This is a genomic window from Neorhizobium sp. 05N33, assembly GCF_056397445.1.
The window spans coordinates 17,681-40,968 of record NZ_JBFTNK010000003.1 but is presented as its reverse complement, the minus strand read 5'-3'; the positions used below and the strand labels follow the sequence as shown (position 1 = coordinate 40,968).

Sequence of the window (23,288 nt, the reverse complement as noted above, 5' to 3'; positions counted from 1 at the left end):
AGGAACGATGACTGTTACGCGACATGGACGAGCGGCTCCCTCGCCCGCCATTTCGCAAGGAGATCGGTTTTGCGCTTTTCATAGCGCTGGACGGCGGCCAGTTTGACATGGCCGAAACCACGAACCATGTCCGGCAGGCCGGCAAGCTCGACGGCAAGCGCATGATTGGCGGTATCGAGCCCGGCGGAAAGCTCGGTCACCAGACCGAAATAGTCCGCGATCAGCTGCCGTTCCATCCGCCGCTCGGCCGTGCGGCCAAAGGGATCGAAGGACGTGCCGCGCAGGAATTTCAGTTTTTCCAGAACCCCGAAGACGGGGCGGATCCAAGCGCCAAAGGCGATCTTGGCCGGATGGCCGGTGCGCTGGTCGATCTTGGCGATCATCGGCGGCGCAAGATGATGCTTGATCTTGAAATCACCTTCGAACTGCTCGGCAAGCTTCTTTTCAAAGCTCCGGTCCCGATGCAGCCGGGCGACCTCGTATTCGTCCTTGTAGGCCATCAGCTTGAAGGCGTTTTTCGCCACCGCCTCGGCAAAACCGGTCATGCCGCGCAGCTGCGCCTCGGCTGATTTCACGACATCCACGAGAGCGGCATAACGCGCCGCATAGGCCGCATTCTGGTAGCCCGTGAGGAAGGCGGTGCGACGCGCGACGATTTCTTCCAGCGTCTCGGCCTTCGGCTCCGACTTGGTGAGGCCCGCCGCACGCGCAACGGCCTCCACATCCACCGCCGCCCGACGCCCCCAGCCGAAGGCGGCGCGGTTCATGGCAATGCCGGTGCCGTTGAGCTCGATCGCCCTGTCGATCGCGGCAAGGCTGATCGGCACCAGCCCGCGCTGCCAGGCATGACCCAGCAGGAACATGTTCGCAGCAATCGCGTCGCCCAGCAGCGCGGTTGCCATATCCGTCGCGGCGACCGTCTCGACGGCATCTTCACCTGCGGCACGGCGCAGAGACTTCAGCGTCGCCTCCTGACGGAAATCGATCGTCGTATCCTTCACGAAGGATGCCGTCGGCGCGAAATGGTCGTCGATGACAGCGCGCGTCTTGTTCTTCGCAAACGAGGCGAGCGAATTCTTCTGCGCGGCGACAACGATATCGAAGCCGAGCACGAGGTCGCTTTCACCGGGGCCGACCCGCACGGCATTGATCTGCGCCGGGTCCTTCGCCAGCCGGATATGCGAGACGACCGAACCGTTCTTCTGGGCAAGGCCGGTCTGGTCGAGCGTTACCAGAGCCAGACCATCAAGAAGCGCCGCTTGAGCTAGAATGGCGCTGACCGTGATGACGCCGGTGCCGCCGATGCCGGCGAGCAGCATGCTGTAGGGCGTCTCGAAAGTCGCTGTGAAAGTGGGCAGCGGTAGGTCTTCGGTCTTCACCCCCTTCGACTTCGCCGCCGGTTTGCGAATGCTGCCGCCCTCGACGGTGACGAAGCTCGGACAGAAGCCCTTGATACAGGAAAGATCGGTATTGCAGCTCGACTGGTTGATGCGGCGCTTGCGGCCGAATTCGGTTTCCTGCGGCTCGATCGAGATGCAGTTGGAAACGGCGGAACAGTCGCCGCAGCCTTCGCAGACCAGCTCGTTGATGAAGGCGCGCTTGTCCGAGACCGGATAGGCGCCGCGCTTGCGGCGGCGGCGCTTTTCCGCGGCGCAGACCTGATCGTAGACCAGCACGGTGACGCCAGGAATATCGCGCAGCTCGCGCTGCACGGCGTCGAGTTCGTCGCGGTGATGGATGGAAACCTGACGCGGCAGATTACCCTGCCAGACCTCCGGCCGCTCGGCGACCACCACGACGCGCGCCGCACCTTCCGCCAACATCTGCCCGACAATACCAGGCACGGTAACGTCGCCGTCATGCTTCTGGCCACCGGTCATGGCGACCGCGTCGTTATAGAGGATCTTGTAGGTGGCGTTGACTCGTGCCGCGATCCCGGCGCGAATGGCGAGCAGGCCGGAATGGAAATAGGTGCCGTCACCCATGTTGACGAAGATGTGCTTCTCGTCGGTGAAGGGCGACAGGCCGATCCAAGAACCGCCCTCGCCACCCATCTGGGTGAAGGTCGAGGTGTTGCGGTCCTCGTTGCCGATGATCATCATGTGGCAGCCGATGCCGGTCGAGGCGCGGCTTCCCTCCGGCAGGCGGGTCGAGACGCTGTGCGGACAGCCGGAGCAGAAATAGGCTTCGCGCTTCAGGGCGGTCGCCTCGACGCCCATGGCGATCGACATTTCTTCGATGAACCGCGCCTTGGCCTGCAGTGCCTCGTCGAGATAATCGAGCCGGGAAAGGATGGCCTTGGCGACCGACAATGTGCCGATCTCGCCGATCGCCTGCAGCAGCGTCGCGCCGTTCTCACCGGCCTTGCCGAACACGCGGGGACGCCGCTCTGTGGTCAGGTTGAAGAGCTGTGTCTTGATCTGGTCTTCGAGGATCGAGCGTTTCTCCTCGACCACGAGTAGTTCGTCGACGCGGGAGGCGAAATCCGCGATCCCCTGCGGCTCCAGCGGCCAGACCATCCCGACCTTGTAGAGCGCGATACCAAGTTCCGCCGCGCGGGCTTCGTTGATGCCGAGCAGCGCCAGAGCGCCCAGAAGGTCGAGCCAGGACTTGCCGGTCGAGACGATCCCGAGACGAGCCCGGCCCGTGGCCCCCCAGATGGCACGGTCCAGCCTGTTGGCGCGGGCAAAAGCCTGAACGGCGAGCATCTTGCGCTCGAGCCGCAGCTCCATCGCATGCGGCCCGTCCGGCCAGCGCAGCGACAGGCCATCCGGCGCGAAGGTCTCGTCGGGGAAAACGATCTGCGGCCTCTCCGGATCGAGATCGACGGTCGCCGAACATTCGACGATCTCGGTCTGGCATTTGAAGCCGATCCAGGCGCCGGAATAGCGGCTCATCGCAAAACCGAGCAGGCCGTATTCGATATATTCGCCGACGCCGGCCGGCGACAGCAGCGGCACCATGGCCGAAATCAGGTTGTGCTCGCTCTGGTGCGGCAGCGTCGAGGAAACGGCGCCGTGGTCGTCACCGACCAGCAGCAGCACGCCGCCGTTCGGGTTGGTGCCGATCGCATTGGCGTGGCGGATCACATCCATGCTGCGGTCGACGCCCGGCCCCTTGCCGTACCACATGCCGAACACGCCGTCGTATCGTGAGCCCTCAAACATGCCGGTCTGCTGCGTGCCCCACACGGCGGTCGCCGCCATGTCCTCGTTGAGACCCGGATGGAATTTTACATGCGCGGCATCGAGAAACTTTTTCGCGCGCGCCATCTCGCGGTCGAAACCGGCAAGCGGCGAACCGCGGTAGCCAGAAACATAACCGGCCGTATTGAGCCCCCGCGCCAGATCCCGCTCACGCTGAATCATCGGCAGGCGCACCAGCGCCTGTGTGCCCGACACCAGGATACGGCCCTTTTCCAGCGTATAACGGTCGTCGAGGCTGACCTTGCTATCCGAGAGGTTCATATCCGGCGCGGTATGGATTGACATCTAGACCCGCTCCGCCTGCTGCAAAGACACCGGCGCCTCGAAGACCCGGCCGCGGTTGAGAATGTAATTCGGGTCGAAGGCAGTCTTCAGCCGGCGCATCGTGGCGATCTCGGCTTCGCTGCGGGCGTATTTCAGGTATTTCACCTTGTCGGTGCCGATCCCGTGTTCGGCGGAAACCCCGCCGCCGACCGCCTCGATGCCAGAAAATATCGCTTCGGCGACCTTTTTCTCATGATGGCTGAACATGCAGTAATGCAGGTTGCCGTCGCCCAGATGGCCGAAAATATAGGTGCGCGCATCCGGATCAATCTCGTCGACGGCGAGCGCTGCCCTGTCGAGGAATTCCTGCATGCGGGAAAGCGGCACGGAAATATCGAAGCCGATCGTCACTCCATTGCCGAACAGGTAGTCATTGATGCCGTCGCGAATGCCCCACAGCCCGTTGAACTCGCGCAATGAGTTGGAGAGTACCACGTCCGTGGCAAGCCCATCCTCCAACGCAGCGGCAAGCGCCGCCTCGAAATGTTCGTTGTCCTGATCCGGCGCTTGGCCGTGGATTTCGACCATCGCATACATGCCCGCCCCTTTTTCGACGGGAGGACGGATCCCCATGTAGTCGACGGTGCCTTCGTAGACATTCGGAAAGATTGCCTCGAAGGCAGAGATGAGGCCGGAGAGTTCGACCCGCAGCCGCGCCAGCAGATCCTGCGCCGCCTTCAGCGATGGCAGGGCGATGAAGGCGTTGCGCTCGATCTGCGGTTTCGGATGCAGTTTCAGGCAGGCGCGGGTGACGATCCCGATCGTGCCTTCGGTGCCGATGAACAGCGGGTTGAGGTCGTAGCCGGAATTGTCCTTGGGCAGGCCCTTCAGCGAGGAGAGGATCGTTCCGTCCGGCAGCACCGCTTCCAGCCCCATGACCTGCGCCCGATACATGCCGTAACGCAGAACCCGGATGCCGCCGGCATTGGTGCCGATATTGCCGCCGACCGTAGCCGTGCCGCGCGCACCGATATCGACGCCGAAGAACAGGCCGACATCGCTTGCCGCCTGCTGCACGACTTGCAGCGGCGTGCCAGCCTTGACGATCATCGTCTGGGCCGCGACGTCGGTCGACTCGATGCCGGTCATCCGTTCCAGCGAGATGGAGACTTCGCCCTCGACCGGCCTGGAGGAACCGGATAGCCCGGTGCGGCCGCCCTGCACGACGATCGGCTGGCGGAGTTCGTTGGCGGCGGAAAGAATGGCGGAAACGTCTTCGGTATTGCGCGGACGCAGAACGGCCGCAGGTCGTGCACCTCGAGCCGTCGCATCGGCGGCATAACCATCCGAAATCGCATCGCCGGTGAGGATCGCAGCGGCGTCAAGCCGGCTTTCGAGGCTGGAGAGAAGATGGGCCACGCGATCGAAGGACAAGGTGCTCTCCTCCGCGATGCCTGCTTCGCTACCCTGCGCTCCAGCATCGCCGAATGCGATTGCGCCCATTCTCTCATTCCCCTTGTTTCTTGGGGGCGAGGTTATTCCCATTCCCCTATTTGTCAAACCTATATTTAAAAAGCAGTAGCCTTTTCACCGCTCCCATGGCATCACTATAGCCAGGAGACTGGTCCCAGGAATATGCGGATCAGGATACGCGGGGAAGGATGACATGATCCTCAAATACGACGAGGTTGTCCGCACGGGCATCGCCAGGCAAGTGTCCGACAACATCCGCTCGGCGATAATGGACGGCCGGCTGAAGATCGACGAACGCCTGCCGACCGAGGAAGAACTTGCCCGAAGTTTCGGCATTTCCCGCCCGACGGTGCGGGAGGCCTTGAAACGCCTCGCCGCCCAAAATCTCATTCATTCCAAACGCGGCCCAACCGGCGGCAATTTCGTCAAGCGGCCGGATCCGGAAGGTCTTTCCAAGGCGATTACCGGCGCCGCCACCCTGCTGGTCGGCATCGGCGCCTTCGACATCGAAGAGATCATCACCGCCAGGCTCGAGACGGAAGCCGTCTGCTGCCGGCTGGCCGCCGCAAACCGCAGCGAAGCCGATCTCGCTGCGATGGAAGCGGAGATCGCGGTACAGCTCGACGAGGCTGTTAGCGACGAGGATTTCTGCGCTTCGGACGTGCGTTTCCATAGAGCACTGGTGGAATCGACCGGCAACGGCCCGCTGAAACTGATGATGTACACCGTCATCGAGGCCTTCATTCCGATCACAAACATGATCGTCTTCCGGGTCCGCGAACGCCGCCACGTCGCCTCGCTGCACCAGGAAATCGTCGACGCGGTGCGCAGTCGCGAGGATGCCAGGGCCGCCGATGCGCTGGCGCGGCTGCTCGCCTATGTGCGCGAAAGTTATTCCGCCGTGCTCGACGCGCGTGCCAGGCGGGACGCCACTGCACAGGCCTCCGCTTAAAAACCAACATCGCCACGATATCGGGAGAGAGACATGACCGAGACCTTCACCGCCATGGTGATCGATGCCGTCGACGGCAAGCCGAAAGGCGCCTTCAGAGAGATCTCGATCGCCGATCTGCCCGATAATGACGTGCTGGTCGAGATCGCCTATTCGACGTTGAACTACAAGGACGGGCTGGCGATCTCCGGCAAAGGCCGTATCGCCCGCCGCATGCCAATGATCGGCGGCATCGACCTCTCCGGCACCGTCGTCGAATCCCGCTCGCCGGAATGGAAGACCGGCGACAAGGTCGTGCTGAACGGCTGGGGCCTTTCCGAAACCGAATGGGGCGCCTTCGGCCGCTACCAGCGCGTCAAGCCGGAATGGCTGATCCGCCTGCCTGATGCTTTTTCGATGGAACAGGCGATGGCAATCGGCACCGCAGGTTATACCGCAGCGCTCTGCGTCGATGCGCTGGAAAAATGGGATTCGATCAAGCCCGGTGAGGGCGAAGTGCTGGTGACGGGTGCCGCCGGTGGCGTCGGCTCGGTGGCAATCGCGCTGCTGGCAGCCCGTGGCTACAACGTCACCGCCTCCACCGGCCGTCCGGAAACGCACGATTACCTCGCCTCGCTCGGAGCTTCCAACTTCATCGATCGCGCCGTGCTTGGTGAAAAAGGCGGCCCGCTGCAGAAGGAGCGCTGGACCGGCGGCGTCGACAGCGTTGGTTCGACCACGCTCGTCAACGCGCTTTCCCAGACGATGCGCGGCTGCGCCATCGCCGCCTGCGGCCTTGCCGGCGGCGCCGACCTTCCGGGAACCGTCCTGCCCCATATCCTGCGCGCCGTGACGCTGATCGGCGTCGACAGCGTCATCGCCACCCGCGAACAGCGGCTGTCGGCATGGGCGCGGCTCGCCCGCGATCTCGATCCCGCCAAGCTTTCGGAAATCACCACGACGGAACCGATGTCCAACCTGCCGCAACTCGCCGAGGATATTATTGCGGGGAAAATCCGCGGGCGTGTGGTGATCGACGTGACGAAGTAGAAAAAGGTATACCAGAGGCGGCTTTCCATTCGCGGGCCAGAGGCGGTAGAGATATCTCCGGCAGAAAATTGCATGGCGTGGGAGAGTGGTTTTGAGCAGTGATCACGAGGTCTTCACCGGTCGCCGGGAAGACATAAGACTTGTTACCGGCCAGGGCGCATATACCGCAGACAAGGTGCTGGATAACCAGCTCTACGCAGCATTCTTGAGAGCCGACCAGCCGCATGCGCGCATCGTTTCGATCGATGTCGAGGCCGCGCTCGCCGCACCGGGCGTCCATATCGTGCTGACCGGCAAGGATGCGCTCGAAGCGAACCTGATCGCCCCCGGGCCGCTGGTGTCCTTCCCCGGCGTTGATGGCATGAAGATCAAGGCACCACATCGCTATGCTCTGTCGACCGACCGCGTCCGTTTCGTCGGCGAACCGGTTGCCATGGTCGTGGCCGACAGTGCCGAAGCGGCTGCAGATGCGGTCGAGCTGATCGCGGTCGACTACGAGGACCTGCCGGCGATCGTCGACCCGGAGGCTGCGCTGGAAAACGGCGCGCCGCAGCTTTTCGACGAGGTGCCGGGCAACCTCGTTTTCCTGCACGGTTTCGGCGACAGGGCGACAGCCGATGAAGCCTTCGCCAAGGCCGCGCATATCTCGACGCTGACGGTCGAGTCGCAGCGCGTCGCCGCCAACCCCCTCGAACTCAAATCCTTCATGGCGGCGTACGACGCCGAGACGGAGATCTTCGACGTCTATTCCGCCAGCCAGGGCACGGGCCTTGCCGATGGTCTTGCCCGCTTCACCGGCCATCCGCCGGAAAAGGTGCGGCACCACATGGGCGATGTCGGCGGCAGCTTCGGCATCCGTGGCGCACCCTATCCGGAATATGCGGCGATCATGCTTGCCGCAAAGAAGCTCTGTCGACCGGTACGCTGGACCGCCAGCCGCACCGAAAGCTTCCTTGCCGATTATCACGGCCGCGCCGTCCGGTTCACCGGGGAGATGGCGCTCAGCGAAGCCGGCGAATTCCTCGGCATAAGGATGAACGTCGTCTGCGATCTCGGCGCCTACCATTCGCCGGCCGGAGCCTTGATCAACGTGCTGAACCCGATGCTGACCGGCACCGGCTGCTACCGCATTCCCGCTATCTTCGGGCTCAACCGCCTCGCCTTCACCAATACCTCGCCGATCGCCGCCTATCGCGGCGCGGGCCGTCCGGATATCAACTATTTCGTCGAGCGGCTGGTGGATCAGGCCGCCACCGATCTCGGCATGGACCGGATCGAAATCCGCCGGAAAAACCTGATCCCCGACGACGCCTATCCCTACACGACACCGACCACGGTCTACGACAGCGGCGGCTATGTCGCGATGCTGGAAGAGGCCGTATCGGTTTCCGATTGGAACGGTTTCGAAGCCCGCCGGAAACAGTCCGAGAAACGCGGCCATCTGCGCGGCATCGGCATGGGCGTCTTCGTCGAACCGTCCGGCGGCGGCCATATGCCGGAAGAAACCGAGATCCGCTTCGAGGCGCACGGCACGCTGACGCTCTACACGCTGTCCGGTTCCGCGGGCCAGGGCCACGAGACTGTGCTGCCACGGTTGGTCGCCAGGGAACTGGGCATCGACGAGAACCTGATCAACCTGCGCGCCAACAGCGTCCATGCGCCCCACAAGCTCAAGGGCGCCGGCACGATGGGATCGCGGACCATGGCCTCCCACGGTGTCTCGCTGACGATCACCTCCCGCGAGGTGGTGAAGAAGGGCCTGAAGTTGGCCGCTGAGACTCTAGAAGCGTCCGAAACCGATATCGAGTTCGATCACGGCCATTACAAGGTGGCCGGCACCAACATGTCGATCTCGCTCCTGGAACTCGCCGCCCGCAACGTCACGCCGGAGGGCAATGCGCTCAACACGCTGGCGTCGATCCAGCCGGAGCGCAATTTCCCCGGCGGCGTGCATGTCGCCGAAGTGGAGATCGACCCCAATACCGGCGACACGAAAGTCACCTCCTACATCGGCGTCGACGATGCCGGCCACGTCATCAATCACACGCTTCTCGAAGGCCAGATGCATGGCGGTCTTGCCCAAGGCGCGGGCCAGGTGTTTGGCGAGCATATCGTTTATGATCGCGACAGCGGCCAGATGCTGACTGCCAGCTTCATGGATTATTTCATGCCGCGGGCCGACTTCATGCCGACGCCGCGGTTCTTCGACCTGCCGGCCCCCTCGCCCACCAATGTGCTCGGCGTCAAGGGCGGCGGCGAAGCGGGCACGACAGGGGCGCTGCCGACGCTGATGAACGCCGTCCTGGATGCGCTCCGGTCTGCCGGCGTCAAGGATTTTGATATGCCCGCAACGCCCTCCAGGATCTGGGAGGCCCTCAAGGCAGCCAGGGAGGGCGCTCGATAAGTCTCTGGTCCGCGCGCGCTGTTCGCCTATCCTGTTCGTGGATTGCCTGTACGCCTTGCGGGACGTTAGAAGTCCTTTCAGCGAAATGGAACGCAAGGCGTCGACGCAATGACACTGGACGACATCACCAACACCGTCATCAACCGAGCCAAAGATAGCCGGCGTTTCATCGTTGCGGTCGCCGGCCCGCCGGGCGGCGGAAAATCCACGCTCGCCGATGCCCTGCACGAAGCCCTGCTGGCGCGCGGCGAACTGGCCGAAGTCCTGCCGATGGACGGCTTCCACATGGATAACGGTATCCTGGAAGCCCGCGGCCTGTTGCCCCGCAAGGGAGCACCGCAGACTTTCGATGTTCGCGGTTTTGCCGACATCCTCAAGGCGGTGCGGCAGGGAGACGAGGAGGTACTGGTGCCGGTCTTCGATCGATCGCGCGAGATCGCCATCGCCTCGGCCCGCCCGATCTCGCCCGATACTCATATCGTGCTCGCGGAAGGCAATTATTTGCTGATCAACGAAACGCCCTGGTCACGACTTGCCGAGATGTTCGACTTCACCATTTTTGTCGGTCCCTCGGAAGAGGTGCTCCGCGAGCGGCTCAGGGCACGCTGGGTCCATTATGGGCTTGATGAAGCCGCGATCGCCTGGAAACTCGATGGCAATGACCTGCCGAATGGCCGCTATATCCTCACCCGCTCGCGGCCGGCCGACATCAGGCTCGAAAGCTTCTGACACCTGTTGCGGACAATGCCGGACTAGAGGGCCACTCCCGTTTCGCGGTCGAAGACATGCACCTGTTCGGCCGGGATGTTGGCTTCAAATCGCGCGCCGTAGCGGGCCGGATATTCGCCGTCGACGATGGCGACGACCGGGTGGCCGGCGAGGTCGAAGATGATATGGGTCTGTGCGCCGGTCGGCTCGACCAGCAACGTCTGCCCGGCAAGCGCAGTACCCCCGACGCCGGGGCTCAGATGCTCCGGACGCAAGCCGACCTTGATCGCCTGGCCACGCTTCACCTTGCGATCCGGCGCGATGCGGATCGCGGTTCCGTCGCCAAGGCGCGCGGACGGTTCGCCGCCATCACCGTCCACGGTGCCGTCGAGAAGGTTCATCGCCGGAGAACCGATGAAGGCGGCAACGAAGAGGTTGACCGGCTTCTTGTAAAGTTCCATCGGCGTGCCCTCCTGCTCCACCTTTCCCTGGTTCAGCACGACGATCCGGTCGGCGAGTGTCATCGCCTCGATCTGGTCGTGGGTGACGTAGATCGACGTCGTCCCGACCTTCTGGTGCAGCTGCTTGATCTCGGCGCGCATCTGCACACGCAGTTTGGCGTCGAGATTGGAAAGCGGCTCGTCGAACAGGAAGACGGCCGGGTTGCGGACGATCGCCCGGCCCATGGCGACGCGCTGACGCTGGCCGCCGGAAAGTTGCGCCGGCTTGCGGTCGAGAAGCGGCATCAGGTCGAGCATGCGGGCGGCTTCGGCGACGCGTTCGGCAATCACCGGCTTCGGGGTGCCGGAAAGGCGCAGGTTGAAGCCCATGTTCTCGGCGACCGTCATATGCGGATAAAGCGCATAGGACTGGAACACCATGGCGATGTTGCGCTCGCGCGGGGTCAGCTCGTTGACCACCGCGTTGTCGATAATGACCTCACCGGCAGTGATTTCCTCAAGCCCGGCAATCATCCGCAACAGCGTCGATTTTCCGCAGCCGGAAGGGCCGACCAGAGCGACGAACTCGCCGTCTTCGATCGCCAGCGACACGCCATGGATGACCGGGAGTGCCCCATAGGCCTTGCGGACTTGTCTGAGTTCGACGGATGCCATGCGAGTTACTCCGGGTCGGGGCTCAGGACTTCACCGCACCGGCGGTCAGACCGGCGATGATGTGCTTCTGGGCCAGGAAGAAGGCGATGATGGTTGGCAGGATGGTGAGCGTGATGAAGGCCAGCACCAGCTGCCATTCGGTGCTGAATTCGCCCCGATAGATCATGATGCCGAGCGGCCAGGGGTAACGGCTCTCGGAATTCAGCATGATCAGCGGCACGATATAACTGTTCCAGCTGCTGACGAAGGAGATGATGCCGACGGTGGCGATGATCGGCCGCGACAGCGGCAGCGTGATGTGCCAGAAGAATCGCATGTATCCGCAGCCGTCGACGAAGGCCGCGTCGAAGAGCTCGGATGGCAAATTGCGGAAGTAGTTTCGGAACAGCATGATGCTCATGCCCATGCCGAACGCCACCTGCGGCAGCACCACGCCCCAATATGTATCGATGAGCCCCAGATCGCGGATGCGGATGTAGAGCGGCAGGATGGCCGTCGCTGCCGGGAACATCAGCCCGATCAGGAAATAGTTGACCAGATAATCGGTGCCGAAGAAGCGGATATGTGCGAAGCAGAAGGCTGCCATGGCACCGAAGGTCAATGTCAGGAACACCGTCAACAGGGCGATGATCAGCGAATTGCTCATCTGCAGCCAATAGCGCTTGCTGATGATGATGTCGGTGTAGTTCGACCACTGCCATTCCGTCGGCAGGCCGAAAGGATTACCGCGCAGTTCGCCGAGGGTCTTGAAGCCGCCGAGCGCAGTGCTGATGAGCGGCACCACCACGATTGCCGCCACGATGATCAGCGATATGTACATATAGACCTGCGTACCGGCGCGGATCCGCTGGCCGGACGTCGGCGCGCTGGCGGCATCGATGGGCTGTGCTGTCGAGATATCAGTCATTGCGCATGAACACCCGCTTGTAGCTGAAGGCGAGCGTCACGCAGATCACGAACAGCACCACGCCGACGGCGCTGCCGAACCCGACCTGCATGCGGGTCACCCCGAAATTGTAGAGGAACGTCACCATCGTCTGCGTCGAGTTCGACGGACCGCCGCCGGTGAGCGGCATGATCATGTCGAAAAGCTGCAGCGAACCGACGACCGCGAAGAAGACGGAGAGGCGCACGGTGGAGCCGAGCAGCGGCAGCGTCACGAGCCGGAATTTCTGGAAACCGGTCGCACCGTCGATGTCAGCCGCTTCCAGCACGCTCTTATCGATCGCCTGCAGGCCGGCGATGAAGAGCATCATGTGAAAACCGAAATACTTCCAGACGATGACGCCCAATATCGCGTACATTGCCAGGTCGCGGTCGGCGAGCCAGAAGGGTGGTTCGACGCCAATGAAATGCGAGATACCGGCGACGAGACCGAAATCCCCGTCATAAACGAAACGCCAGATCATCCCTGCTGCAACATCCGCAAGCACGTAGGGCAGGAAGAAGATCAGCCGGAAGAACAGCGCACCCCTGATCCGGCTGGAGATCATCGTCGCCAGCCAGAGCGCCAGAGGCACCTGCACGCAGAGCGAGGCGAGAACGATCAGGCCGTTATTGATCAGGGCCTGGGTGAAGGCACTATTGCGGAAAATGAGCTGATAATTGCGCCAGCCGACCCATTGCGTCGGGCTGCCATAGCCGTTCCAGTTATAGAAGGAATACCAGGCGGCCTCGCCCATGGGCAGGATGACCAGCACCGTGAACAGAAGAAGCGCCGGCGGCAGGAACAGGATCAGCACCGGCCACTTGCTGTTGGCAAGAGACCGCTTGCGGCGCCGCGCTACCACAAGTGTATTCCCGGAAGGGATGGCATTGGCAGACATCAGCATATCGCTCATCGATTTTCGAGCCTTTCGGGCTGCGAGACGCCGTCAGGCGAGGACGGGAACCGGCGCTCCCAGGGTTGCTGGAACCTTAGGGGAGCGGGAGCGCCGGCGCTGCGCTTACTTTCGTTCGAGGGAGTAGGCGTCCTCGATCTGCTGCGCCGCGGCAGCAGGCTTCATGCTGCCGGAGACCACTTCGACGCTGACGTCGTTGACGATCGCACCGACATTGGGACCGAGATCCTGGTCGAGGAAGTTCTGGTGCCAGGTTTCCTTGCCAAGAGCTTCGGCAACTTCCTTCACCAGCGGTTTGGAGATCGCTTCGCTCGCACCCTTGGCAACGGGCATGATCAGCGTATCCCTGGCGAGAAGCTTCTGTACGTCGGCGCTTGCCATGTAACGGAGGAATTCCTCGGTTTCAGGCGGCGCATTCTTGGTGACCGCCCATCCGTTGAGACCTCCGAAACTGTCGGTGGTCACACCAGCCCCTCCGCTGACGACGGGGAACGGGAAGCGACCGATATTGTCGTCGGCAAGGCCTTTGCGGCTCGTCGAATTCGACGCCTGGGTCGAGGGCGTATTTTCGAAGCTCAGAATGAGCGCGGCACGGCCATCGCCGAATGTCGCAAGCGCGTCGTTCCAGGTCGCACCCAGATAGCCATTCTGGAATGGCTCAAGCTTGCCAAGCTCGGCCATGCGTTCGCCGGCCTTAACGAAAGGCTTGCCGGCGAAGCCGTCGTTCTTGCCGGCCTTGGCGTCGGCAAAGCCCTTTTGCCCCGCTTCGCGCATAGCGAGATAGCTCCAGTAGAAATGCAGGGGCCACTTGTCCCGCCCGCCGCCAGCGATCGGCGTCACGCCGGCCTGTTTCAGCGTTTTGACAGCGCCAAGGAAATCGTCCCAGGTCGCGATCTTCGAGGCGTCGACGCCGGCCTTCTTGAATAGTTCCTTGTTGTAATAGAAGGAAACGAGGCCGGTCCTAACGGGCGAAGCCCAGACCTTGCCGTCAAAGGTCAGGCCATCGACGGCGGAGGCATTGATCGACTTGCGCCATTCCCCCCCGTTCGCGTCGATCGCCGCATTGATTGGCCGCAGCGTGCCGGTCTCGGACTGCGCCTTGAGGACGCCGCCGCCCCAGGTATAAAAGATACTTGGCGCGTCTTTCGATTGCAGAAGCGTCGGCAGCTTCGCCTTGAAGGCCTGGTTTTCCAGAAATTGCATCTCGACCTTGACGCCGGGATGCTTGGCCTCGAAATCCCTGGCGATCTGGTTCCAGACCGTGATGTTCGCCGGCACCTGCTCGACATGCATCCAGCGAATGACGCTGTCCGCTGCAGCGACGCTGGCCGTAAACAGCCCACCCGCGAGAGCAACAGCGGTCGCGGAAATCAGACGCATCCTGTAGTATCTGTTGGACATTGAAGGCGCTCCTCCCAAAGCTTTATTCCTGTATCCGAATTAAATAATCGGCAAGCCCAACGCATCTGTCAATAGCCCTGCACGAGATTGGCCGATTTTGGCAAAAAATGCGCCATTCTCTGCTTTTACCTATTGCATGCCGCACAAAATCGGCTCTAGAACAAAGCGAATTTAATTTGCACCTCGAATTAAATAGCAGTTCGGTGCAGAAGCCGACGAGTGCGCAGAACAGATGAAAACCGCCGATCCGGAACTCATGCGTGCGATGAATCGCCTCAGCGTGCTGGATACGATCCGGCGGCGCGGTCCCATCTCCCGTGTCGAAATTTCCGAGCGCACGGAACTCTCCACGACCACCGTTTCCGCCATCACCGCTTCCCTGCTCGATGATGGGCTGATCCTGACCCGCCACGAAGGTGATATCCGCAACGAGGCGGTGCGCGGCCGGCCGCGCGTCATGCTGGAGGTCAATCCGGATGCCGCCCGCGTCGTCGGCGCCAAGATCGCCGCAAGCCGCATGGTCTTCGTCGTCACGAATTTCCGCGGCGACGTGCTCTCCAAGCTCACCCTGCCGATCCGGATCGACCGCCAGCCGATCGCAGTCATCGCAGATCTCGTCGAAGACGGCGTGCGCCGCTGTGTCGTCGATGCCGGCCTGTCGCTGGAGGATGTCGACAGCGTCTGCCTGGGGCTTCCGGGCGTCATCGAACACCGTACCGGGCATGTCCGTTCAAGCCCGATCTTTCGCGAGATCAACATCGATTTTGCGACCGAAATGTCGACGCGCCTCTCGACGCCGACCATCGTCGAGAGTGACGCACATGCCATCACGCTCGGCCATCACTGGTTCGGCAAGGCCCGCGATCTGCAGGATATGGTCCTGATCTCGCTCGAACAGACGCTTGGTCTCGGCGTGCTGCATGGCAACCGGCTTTTCCGCGGTGCCGGCGGCCTCAGCCACAATCTCGGCGATCTCGTGCTCGGCACCGGTCCGCAAGGCATCGTGCGGCTTTCGAGCCAGGCGGGCGAGAGCGCCATCCTCGGCGAGCAGCAGGCGGACGGACGTTTTGCCGAAGCAGTGAGGCTCGGCCGCGGCATGACCCATGTCCAGGCGCTCATCCAGGCCGACGACGACCGGCTGATCGCCGCGGCCGTTCGCGCCGGCGAGGCCGTCGGGCTGACGATAGCCAATATCGTGACGCTGTTTGCGCCACCACGGGTCATCCTCGTCGGCTCGTCACTGGCGCTCGGCGAACCGTTCCTGAACAGCCTGCGCGATGCCTATGCACTCGCCATTCCGCCGTCGCTGAAAGGCGTCAGCGAACTCGTCTTTGACGATTCTACGGATGATTTCTGGGCGCAGGGAGCGGCGGCCGTAGCACTTTACGAACTTTACGAATCGCCCTGGAGCACCACCGGGCCGGCGCTCTGACGCGCCAAGCTTCAGCATTCATCGGGAGGAAACAATGGACAAAGTCGGTATCGGCATCATCGGATGCGGCAATATTTCGGGCGCCTATCTGAAGGCGATGACATCCGCTTTTCCGATCCTCGATATCCGCGGGTTGGGCGATCTCAACCGCGATCTGGCCGAGGCGAAAGCCTCCGAATTCAACCTCCGGGCCCGTACGGTCGACGAATTGCTCGCCGATCCGAAGGTCGAGATCATCGTCAACCTGACGATCCCCAAGGCGCATGTCGCCGTCGGGCTGCAGGCGCTCGACGCGGGCAAGCACACCTATTCTGAAAAGCCTCTCGGGATTAATTTCGCGGAAGGGAAAAAATTGGCGGAGGCCGCAAAGGCCAAGGGCCTGCGCATCGGCGCTGCCCCCGACACCTTCCTCGGCGGCGGCCACCAGACCGCCCGAGAACTGATCGACCAGGGCGTCATCGGCCTGCCCGTCGGCGGCACCGCGACTTTCATGTGCCCCGGCCACGAGCGCTGGCACCCGAACCCGGCCTTCTATTACGAGGTCGGCGGCGGTCCGATGCTCGACATGGGTCCCTATTACATCACCGACCTCGTCAACCTGCTCGGCCCCGTGTCGCAGGTGGCGGGTTTCGCGGTGACGCCCCGCAAGGAGCGCATCATCACCAGCGAGCCGCGCAACGGCGAGCGCATTCCGGTACATGTTCCGACCCATGTGGCCGGTGTCATGGCCTTTGCGAACGGCGCGGTCGTGCAGATCGGCATGAGCTTCGACGTCGCCGGCCACAAACATGTGCCGCTCGAAGTCTACGGCACCGAGGGTACACTGATCGTACCGGACCCGAACCGCTTCGCCGGTCCGGTCGATTACCTGAAGAAGGGCGGCCAGTTCGAGGATCAGCCCGTGACCCTGCCCTATGCGGACGGCAACTATCGCTCGATCGGCGTTGCGGACCTGGCTTACGCGATCCGCTCCAACCGCCCGCACCGAGCGAACGGCGATCTGGCGCTGCATGTGCTGGAGGTCATGGAGGCTTTCCATACGGCCTCCGCCGAAGGGCGCACGATCAAGATCACCACGGCCACGGAGCGCCCTGCTCCGCTGTCGGAATCGCTTGTTGACGGCCAGCTAGCGAAATAATTCTGGAGGAAGACTAAAATGCGTGAAGCACTCATCGTTTGGGGCGGCTGGAGCGGCCACGAACCGCAGGAATGTGCCGAAATCATCAAGGACATGCTCGAAGAAGACGGTTTCAAGGTCTATCTCGAGCATTCGACGGAGGCTTTCGCCGATCCCTCGATCCATGACCTCAGCCTTATCGTGCCGATCATGACGATGTCGAAAATCGAGAAGGAAGAAGTGAAGAACCTCGCTGCGGCCGTCCAGAACGGCGTCGGCATCGCCGGTTATCACGGCGGCGCCGGCGACGCGTTCCGCGAGTCGGTCGACTACCAATTCATCATCGGCGGCCAGTGGGTCGCCCATCCCGGCAATATCATCGATTATACGGTCAACATCACGAGGCCCGACGACCCGCTGATGGAGGGTATCGCCGATTTCCCCTACACGTCCGAGCAATATTACATGCATGTCGACCCCTCGAACGAGGTGCTGGCGACGACGACGTTTACCGGCGACCATGCCTATTGGATCGACGGCGTCGTCATGCCGGTCGTCTGGAAGCGGAAATACGGCGAGGGCCGCGTCTTCTATTCCTCCCTCGGCCACCAGGCCAAGGAATTCGACGTGCCGCAAATGAAGACGATCTTCCGCCGCGGTGCCAACTGGGCGGCGCGGTGAGGCGGAATTGACGACCGTGCGGCACACCAATCTCCCCCCTTGTGGGGGAGATGCCCGGCAGGGCAGAGGGGGGTGCTGCGGGCACTCTTCTGCAGTTGAGTTCGCTGCACCGCCGCCCTCTGTCACCTCCGGTGACATCTCCCACAAAGGGGGAGATTGGGAATTTACCGCAGCGCCTCACATTTCCCTCAACGCCGCAAACATCTCCGCAAAAGCCGCATCCGTCCGATAAAAGACCGGCGGACAACCGATCGGCGACGCAACCGTCACCTCTTCCCCACCTGTATATTCGACCCCGTTCCACACATGCACCCAGCGCGTGCCTTCCGGCAGATAGACGCTCCGCACCTCCTGCGCCGCATGCCAGACCGGTGCCACCAGCAATTCCGGGCCGTAAAGATAGGCATCCTGAATGGCATAGGTCTTCGGGTCATGCTCGTGATGCAGGAAGAGCGGCCGCTGCACCGGCAGGCCACGGGCGGCGGCTTCCTTGGACAGCGTCTTCAGGTACTGCGCCAGATGCACGTAGATCCGCGTCATCCGGGCGAAATGCTCCAGCACTTCCGGGTCCTGGTCGATCTGGATATTGTCGCGCGGACGGTTGCCCTCGTGGCTGCGCATGACCGGTGTGAAGGCCGCCATCTCGGCCCAGCGCATCAGCAGTTCCGGGGTGCGGACATTGCCGAACAGGCTCGTATAACCGCCGATATCGGAATGGTGATAGGCGTTTCCGAGCAGGCCTGACGAAAGCGCGGCGCACATCACCGTGACCAGCCCGTCATGGCGCGAGAAGTCCACCGACTGGTCGCCACCCCACAACAGCGGGCAATGTTTCTGCACGCCGGTAAAGCCGGCCCGCATGAAGAACAGCGCCTCGCCCGTCTTGCCGCGGCTGGCGATCGCCTTGGCGTTGACTTCGGCCCAGAGGGTCGGCCAGGCGTTGTGCATCAGCTTGGCATCGATGCCGTTCGCAAGTTCCACATCGATCGGCAGGTATTCGCCGAAATCGGCCATCCAGCCGGTCAGGCCGAAATCCAGCATGCGGCGGCCGATGACCTCTTCGGCGAACCAGTCGGCCGCTTCCCGATTGGTGAAATCAACGACGCCGCAATCGAACTCGCCGAAATCGACGATCGCCGTGCGGCCGAGCTGATCCTTGGCGAAATAACCCGCGGCTTCCGCTTCCGGAAACAGCGAGCCGTCGACGCAGAGATAGGGATTGACGTAACCGAGGAAGCGGATGCCCTCGCCGTTCAGCTCGGCGATGCGCTGGCGCAAGTCCGGATAACGCTCGTCATTCGCCTGCCAGTCCCAGAACAGCCGCGATCCGAACGAGGTCTGGCGAAGCCCGACCCAATCCTCGCACCAGAGACCGGAGACCTGCACGCCGGCATTGCGCATCTTTTCCAGCCGCTCGAAGGAATTGACGCCGTCCTTGAGGCCAATGATCGCGCCTTTGTAGACCCAGTCCGGCAGTTCCGGCTGCCGCCCGAACCGCAGAGACAGGGCCTCGACCAACTCGGCGAAATTCGGCGCGGCAAACAGCTCGATCCGCTCCGGCACCGCCCAGGTTTCGATCTCGTGAAAGGTCTTGCGCCGGAAATCGAAGACGGAATAGGCGGTCGTCTCCACATGCAGCGCATAGCGCGCCGAGGAAATATAGGTCGGCTGCGGGTAGTTGGTATTGTAATAGTCGCCGCCCGCCTTGTCCTTCAGGTCGGACTTGAAGGTGATCTCGCTCGTCTTGTCGCGACCGACGCCGGGCTCCGAGGTCCAGAGCGGAAAGCGGCGTCCGCGCATGTCGAAATAGGACATCTGCTCGCCGCCGCCCCAGACATGCTCGTCGTTGTCCGCATGGATTCGGATCCAGAAGCGGTTGATCGTCTCGTCCAATGACCGGAAATGCACGGCGGTTTCCGAGACCGTCAGCTCCAGCCGCGGCGCCCGGCCCTCGGCCTCCGAGAGGCTGACCACATTGCCGGCGACCTCCGCATGGCGCAGGGCGCTGCGCTCGACGATGTAATCCTCGACCTCGAAATTGCCGCGGTACATGTCCATTCGCTCCTGCCCATGGCCGACGAATATGCAGGGCGAGGCAGCGCTGTGCCGCAGGATGCTGCGGCCATTCAGCGATATGGAAAAACCGTCTTGTGTCGTTTCGAATTTCATCTTGTCGGTACTCGATTGTTGTCTACCGCAGCCGCGATACGTATCGCGCCACGGAATGGTCGAACCATGTGCGGGAAACCTCGGCCACGGCGCCGTCCTGTGCCTGGCTCACCCGCAGCACATGGGGGATCGGCGCGCCCGGCTTCTGGCCGAAGGCCGGTGGCGCCCAATCGGGCACGGTGTCGAGGTCGATCTTGTCTTCCGCCCGGACGATCCAAAGACCGAGCCGCGTGCGGTAGTAGAGATAAAGCGATTCCGACAGGTCTTCCGGGGTGATCGCCGCCACATAGGAACCGTCGAGCCAGATCTCCTCGAGCGCCGCGACCTTGCCCGACAGCCGACGAATGCGGCGGATGCGATGCCCTTCCGGCGAAAAGCCGAACCTCGGCAAGTCCTTGGGTTTGTCGAGCCGCATCACGTCGAGCAATTCCGCGGTCGGCAGACCGCCGCCCTGGATCAGTTCCAGCCGGAACATCGCATAAACGCTCTTCGGATCACTGATCGCCCGGACATAGTTGCCGGATCCCTGCACCCGCTCCAGCAGCCCGCGGTTCTGCAGTTCCGCCAGCGCCTTGCGCAACGTGCCGACCGCAATGCCGAGCTGCACTGCCATGTCGCGCTCGGGCGCCAGCTTCTCGCCGTCGACAAGCCGACCGGCCGCGATATCGCGAACCAGAAGTTCGGCGATTTGCAGATAGATCGGCAGGCTGCCCGGATAACTGTCCATAAGCCGTTCCCCCTCCCTGAGGAATGACGCATTCAAATTGATACACTATTGATTTACACGAACGCGGATGATATTCAAGTCCCAGGAGTCGAGGAGAATTTTGATGACCGTCGTGCCCATAACATCACAGGATCTCGATGCCGCCGAGGTATCCTGGTTCGCCGCCCTGTGCTCAGACGACTACGCCTATCTCGGCGCCCCGGATGACGCGTTGAAGTCCAGCTGGGAACATTGCTCCGACATCGTCCAGCGCGCCGAGACGCTCGGTTTCCGCAACATCCTCTGCCCCTCGTCCTATCAGGTCGGCCAGGACACGCTGAGCTTCGCCGCAGCCGCCTCGCAAATCACAAACCGGATCAATCTGTTGGCTGCCATCCGCTGCGGCGAGATGCAGCCGATCATGCTCGCCCGCACGGTCGCCACGCTCGACCACATGCTGAAGGGCCGGCTGACGCTCAACGTCATCAGCTCCGATTTCCCCGGCGAAGTCGCCGACAGCGCCTTTCGGTATCGCCGCAGCCATGAGGTCGTGCAGATCCTGCGCCAGGCCTGGACCCGCGACACGATCGACCACGAGGGCGAGGTCTACAATTTCAAGGGTATCACCACCGAGCCCGCACGCCCCTACCAGCAGAACGGCGGCCCGCTTCTCTATTTCGGCGGCTATTCGCCGGATGCGCTGGAGCTCTGCGGCGCCCAATGCGACGTCTACCTGATGTGGCCGGAAACCAGGGACCAGTTGGCCGAACGCATGAAGGCCGTCCATGCCCGCGCCGCCGCCCATGGCCGGACGCTGGACTACGGCCTGCGCGTCCACATGATCGTCCGCGACACGGAAAAGGAGGCCCGCGAATATGCGGAACACCTCGTCTCCAAGCTGGACGACGAATACGGCCAGTTGATCCGCAGCCGCGCCCATGACAGCACCTCGCTCGGCGTTTCGCATCAGGCGAAGGCCCGCGAACTCGCCGACAAGTTCGGCTACGTCGAACCTCACCTCTGGACCGGCATCGGTCGGGCTCGCTCCGGCTGCGGCGCAGCACTTGTCGGCTCCGCCGACCAGGTGCTTTCGGAAATCGAGACCTACAAAAAGATGGGCATCCGGGCCTTCATCTTTTCGGGCTACCCGCATCTCGACGAGGCGGAACATTTCGGCCAGAAAGTCTTGCCCGAGCTCAAGACCTGTTCGCTGCCGCATGCCTATGGCCGCGTGCCGGCCGAGACACCCCCAACGCCGCTCGGCAACGGGAGACGACACTGATGGCCCCTCATCACCTAGACCGCATTCAACTTTCGCCCGATCTCCAGCTCAGCCGCCTCGTTTATGGCATGTGGCGGATCGGCGACGATGCTGATACCTCGCCGAAACATGTTCAGGCGAAGATCGAAGCCTGCCTGGCGCAGGGCATCACCACCATGGACCAGGCCGATATCTATGGCGGCTATACGGCGGAAGCGATTTTGGGCGGGGCGCTGAAGGCCTCGCCTTCGCTGCGCGACAAAATCGAGATCGTCACCAAATGCGGCATCGTCGCGCCGGCTGGCCGCCACTCCGCCGTCCGCGGCAAGCACTACGATACGAGCGCTGCCCATATCACCGCCTCGGTCGAGGCCTCGCTGCGTGACATGGCGACGGACTATATCGATCTGCTGCTGATCCACCGGCCCGACCCGTTGATGGATCCGGACGAAACCGGCCCGGCGCTCGATGCACTGGTCGTATCCGGCAAGGTGCGTGCCGTCGGCGTCTCGAATTTCCGCCCCCGGGATTTCTCGCTGCTGCAATCCTCCATGGAAGCCGAACTCGTCACCAACCAGATCGAGATCAGCCTCCTCGCTGCCGAGGTATTCACCAATGGCGATCTTGCCTATCTGCAGGAGCGCAATATCGCGCCGATGGCCTGGTCACCGCTCGCCCGCGGCGGCATTTTCAAACCCGAACACCAGCCTTTGATGGCCGTGCTGGAACGGGTGGCGGCAGAACAAGGCGTCGATCCGTCGGCTGTGGCGCTCGCCTGGCTGCTGCATCACCCGGCAAACATTCTTCCGATCATCGGAACCAACAATATCGCGCGCATCGCGACGAGCGCGGACGCCTTGAAGGTTACCATCGATCGGCAGACCTGGTTCGAACTCTACACAGCCGCAACCGGAAAGCAGGTGCCATGATGATCACTGCTGACACCGCAAGCATATCCAGCGAACAGATCTTCGTTCCGGATGCATCGACCGCGCGGCATTATCGCAACGCGCTCGGGGCGTTCACGACCGGTGTGACTGTGGTGACGGCAACAACGCCGGATGGCCCGATCGGCATGACGGTCAACAGCTTCACCTCGGTGTCGCTCGATCCGCCGCTCGTTCTCTGGTCGCCGGCAAAGAGCTCGTCTCGTCATGGCGCCTTCACGGCGGCGAACCATTTCGCCATCCATGTGCTCAGCGCCGACCAGGATCTGCTCAGCGCCCGGTTCACCCGCGGCGGTCTCGGCTTTGAGGAGCTTTGCTGGAACCTGAACCGTGAAGGCGTGCCGGTCATACCCGGCACGCTCGCCCGTTTCGAATGCGAGCTGTCCTCGATGCACGATGCCGGCGATCATACGCTGATCCTCGGCCGCGTGTTGCGCGCAGCCCACCGCGAAGGCGATCCGCTGTGTTTCTCTCGCGGCACTTTCGGCCGTTTCGCGAGCACCACCAGCCAGTAAACATTAAAATCCGGCACGGGAAATATTGACCCGCGGGCGCGGTTGGGCCAAGTCAGTTTTGCGACAA

The 23,288-nt window shown here is 62.6% G+C and carries 18 protein-coding genes; 10 read left to right on the top strand and 8 right to left on the bottom strand.

The features are described from left to right. Positions 1 to 14: 14 nt before the first annotated feature. Together AC1DLT_RS08945 and AC1DLT_RS08940 are read right to left on the bottom strand one after the other, a co-directional pair. Positions 15 to 3,491, bottom strand: coding sequence for an indolepyruvate ferredoxin oxidoreductase family protein (locus AC1DLT_RS08945; protein WP_477486516.1), 3,477 nt, complete (start codon positions 3,489 to 3,491; stop codon positions 15 to 17). After that, entirely contained in the window at positions 3,492 to 4,973 is a 1,482-nt protein-coding gene (locus tag AC1DLT_RS08940) for an FAD-binding oxidoreductase (RefSeq protein ID WP_477486515.1), read from the bottom strand. Positions 4,974 to 5,136: 163 nt separating this feature from the next. On the opposite strand from AC1DLT_RS08940, the gene AC1DLT_RS08935 reads away from it, so the two are divergent. The 4 genes from AC1DLT_RS08935 to AC1DLT_RS08920 all read left to right on the top strand — a co-directional run bounded on the left by AC1DLT_RS08935 (position 5,137) and on the right by AC1DLT_RS08920 (position 10,057). Beyond that, entirely contained in the window at positions 5,137 to 5,895 is a 759-nt protein-coding gene (locus AC1DLT_RS08935) for a FadR/GntR family transcriptional regulator (protein ID WP_477486514.1), read from the top strand. A gap of 33 nt (positions 5,896 to 5,928) precedes the next feature. Beyond that, a complete protein-coding gene (locus AC1DLT_RS08930) occupies positions 5,929 to 6,924 on the top strand; it encodes an MDR family oxidoreductase (RefSeq protein WP_477486513.1) in 996 nt (331 codons plus the stop codon). Positions 6,925 to 7,015: 91 nt separating this feature from the next. After that, complete coding sequence (locus AC1DLT_RS08925; RefSeq protein WP_477486512.1) at positions 7,016 to 9,328, top strand: xanthine dehydrogenase family protein molybdopterin-binding subunit; 2,313 nt, start codon at positions 7,016 to 7,018, stop codon at positions 9,326 to 9,328. Between the two features lie 108 nt (positions 9,329 to 9,436). Continuing rightward, on the top strand, positions 9,437 to 10,057 hold the full coding sequence (locus AC1DLT_RS08920; RefSeq protein ID WP_477486511.1) for a nucleoside triphosphate hydrolase: 621 nt from the start codon (positions 9,437 to 9,439) through the stop codon (positions 10,055 to 10,057). Positions 10,058 to 10,080: 23 nt separating this feature from the next. On the opposite strand, the gene AC1DLT_RS08915 is transcribed toward AC1DLT_RS08920, so the two are convergent. The 4 genes from AC1DLT_RS08915 to AC1DLT_RS08900 form a co-directional block, all read right to left on the bottom strand. After that, a complete protein-coding gene (locus tag AC1DLT_RS08915; protein WP_477486510.1) occupies positions 10,081 to 11,151 on the bottom strand; it encodes an ABC transporter ATP-binding protein in 1,071 nt (356 codons plus the stop codon). Positions 11,152 to 11,173: 22 nt separating this feature from the next. Then, positions 11,174 to 11,971 (bottom strand): carbohydrate ABC transporter permease, encoded by a 798-nt coding sequence (locus AC1DLT_RS08910; protein ID WP_155414659.1) that lies wholly within the window; start codon positions 11,969 to 11,971, stop codon positions 11,174 to 11,176. A 79-nt stretch (positions 11,972 to 12,050) separates the two neighbouring features. Then, positions 12,051 to 12,977: a carbohydrate ABC transporter permease gene (locus AC1DLT_RS08905; RefSeq protein WP_405029287.1), complete on the bottom strand. Its 927-nt coding sequence runs from the start codon at positions 12,975 to 12,977 to the stop codon at positions 12,051 to 12,053. A 120-nt stretch (positions 12,978 to 13,097) separates the two neighbouring features. After that, a complete protein-coding gene (locus AC1DLT_RS08900; protein WP_477486509.1) occupies positions 13,098 to 14,393 on the bottom strand; it encodes an ABC transporter substrate-binding protein in 1,296 nt (431 codons plus the stop codon). A 232-nt stretch (positions 14,394 to 14,625) separates the two neighbouring features. Here AC1DLT_RS08900 and AC1DLT_RS08895 point away from each other — a divergent pair, with 232 nt between their 5' ends. From AC1DLT_RS08895 to AC1DLT_RS08885, 3 genes are read left to right on the top strand one after another with little or no spacing between them, the layout of a single operon-like run. Next, complete coding sequence (locus AC1DLT_RS08895; RefSeq protein ID WP_038545882.1) at positions 14,626 to 15,825, top strand: ROK family transcriptional regulator; 1,200 nt, start codon at positions 14,626 to 14,628, stop codon at positions 15,823 to 15,825. A gap of 34 nt (positions 15,826 to 15,859) precedes the next feature. Continuing rightward, entirely contained in the window at positions 15,860 to 16,963 is a 1,104-nt protein-coding gene (locus AC1DLT_RS08890) for a Gfo/Idh/MocA family protein (protein ID WP_477483434.1), read from the top strand. Positions 16,964 to 16,981: 18 nt separating this feature from the next. Beyond that, positions 16,982 to 17,623, top strand: a complete 642-nt coding sequence (locus AC1DLT_RS08885; RefSeq protein WP_038545888.1) for a ThuA domain-containing protein — start codon at positions 16,982 to 16,984, stop codon at positions 17,621 to 17,623. Positions 17,624 to 17,800: 177 nt separating this feature from the next. Here AC1DLT_RS08885 and AC1DLT_RS08880 read toward each other — a convergent pair whose 3' ends face one another. Both AC1DLT_RS08880 and AC1DLT_RS08875 read right to left on the bottom strand, forming a co-directional pair. After that, complete coding sequence (locus AC1DLT_RS08880; protein ID WP_477486908.1) at positions 17,801 to 19,849, bottom strand: alpha-glucosidase; 2,049 nt, start codon at positions 19,847 to 19,849, stop codon at positions 17,801 to 17,803. Beyond that, positions 19,815 to 20,519, bottom strand: coding sequence for a GntR family transcriptional regulator (locus tag AC1DLT_RS08875; protein ID WP_477486508.1), 705 nt, complete (start codon positions 20,517 to 20,519; stop codon positions 19,815 to 19,817). Before AC1DLT_RS08875 ends, AC1DLT_RS08880 begins: the two co-directional genes overlap by 35 nt. 103 nt (positions 20,520 to 20,622) lie before the next feature. On the opposite strand from AC1DLT_RS08875, the gene AC1DLT_RS08870 reads away from it, so the two are divergent. Genes AC1DLT_RS08870 through smoA form a run of 3 tightly spaced genes read left to right on the top strand, consistent with a single transcriptional unit; the run spans position 20,623 to position 23,221 of the window. Further along, positions 20,623 to 21,780, top strand: a complete 1,158-nt coding sequence (locus AC1DLT_RS08870; protein WP_477486507.1) for an LLM class flavin-dependent oxidoreductase — start codon at positions 20,623 to 20,625, stop codon at positions 21,778 to 21,780. After that, a complete protein-coding gene (locus AC1DLT_RS08865; protein WP_477486506.1) occupies positions 21,780 to 22,688 on the top strand; it encodes an aldo/keto reductase in 909 nt (302 codons plus the stop codon). The genes AC1DLT_RS08870 and AC1DLT_RS08865 overlap by 1 nt, the downstream gene beginning before the upstream one ends. Then, positions 22,688 to 23,221: an NADH-dependent FMN reductase SmoA gene (smoA, locus tag AC1DLT_RS08860; RefSeq protein ID WP_038549682.1), complete on the top strand. Its 534-nt coding sequence runs from the start codon at positions 22,688 to 22,690 to the stop codon at positions 23,219 to 23,221. The genes AC1DLT_RS08865 and smoA overlap by 1 nt, the downstream gene beginning before the upstream one ends. The last annotated feature ends 67 nt before the right edge of the window (positions 23,222 to 23,288 follow it).

Coding starts and splice junctions, on each gene's coding strand:
- AC1DLT_RS08920 (WP_477486511.1), top strand. CDS start 9,437: ATGACACTGGACGACATCACCAACACCGTCATCAACCGAGCCAAAGAT.
- AC1DLT_RS08905 (WP_405029287.1), bottom strand. CDS start 12,977: ATGTCTGCCAATGCCATCCCTTCCGGGAATACACTTGTGGTAGCGCGG.
- AC1DLT_RS08940 (WP_477486515.1), bottom strand. CDS start 4,973: ATGGGCGCAATCGCATTCGGCGATGCTGGAGCGCAGGGTAGCGAAGCA.
- AC1DLT_RS08870 (WP_477486507.1), top strand. CDS start 20,623: ATGACCGTCGTGCCCATAACATCACAGGATCTCGATGCCGCCGAGGTA.
- AC1DLT_RS08895 (WP_038545882.1), top strand. CDS start 14,626: ATGAAAACCGCCGATCCGGAACTCATGCGTGCGATGAATCGCCTCAGC.
- AC1DLT_RS08885 (WP_038545888.1), top strand. CDS start 16,982: ATGCGTGAAGCACTCATCGTTTGGGGCGGCTGGAGCGGCCACGAACCG.
- AC1DLT_RS08875 (WP_477486508.1), bottom strand. CDS start 20,519: ATGGACAGTTATCCGGGCAGCCTGCCGATCTATCTGCAAATCGCCGAA.
- smoA (WP_038549682.1), top strand. CDS start 22,688: ATGATCACTGCTGACACCGCAAGCATATCCAGCGAACAGATCTTCGTT.
- AC1DLT_RS08915 (WP_477486510.1), bottom strand. CDS start 11,151: ATGGCATCCGTCGAACTCAGACAAGTCCGCAAGGCCTATGGGGCACTC.
- AC1DLT_RS08890 (WP_477483434.1), top strand. CDS start 15,860: ATGGACAAAGTCGGTATCGGCATCATCGGATGCGGCAATATTTCGGGC.
- AC1DLT_RS08930 (WP_477486513.1), top strand. CDS start 5,929: ATGACCGAGACCTTCACCGCCATGGTGATCGATGCCGTCGACGGCAAG.
- AC1DLT_RS08935 (WP_477486514.1), top strand. CDS start 5,137: ATGATCCTCAAATACGACGAGGTTGTCCGCACGGGCATCGCCAGGCAA.
- AC1DLT_RS08865 (WP_477486506.1), top strand. CDS start 21,780: ATGGCCCCTCATCACCTAGACCGCATTCAACTTTCGCCCGATCTCCAG.
- AC1DLT_RS08945 (WP_477486516.1), bottom strand. CDS start 3,491: ATGTCAATCCATACCGCGCCGGATATGAACCTCTCGGATAGCAAGGTC.
- AC1DLT_RS08900 (WP_477486509.1), bottom strand. CDS start 14,393: ATGTCCAACAGATACTACAGGATGCGTCTGATTTCCGCGACCGCTGTT.
- AC1DLT_RS08910 (WP_155414659.1), bottom strand. CDS start 11,971: ATGTACATATCGCTGATCATCGTGGCGGCAATCGTGGTGGTGCCGCTC.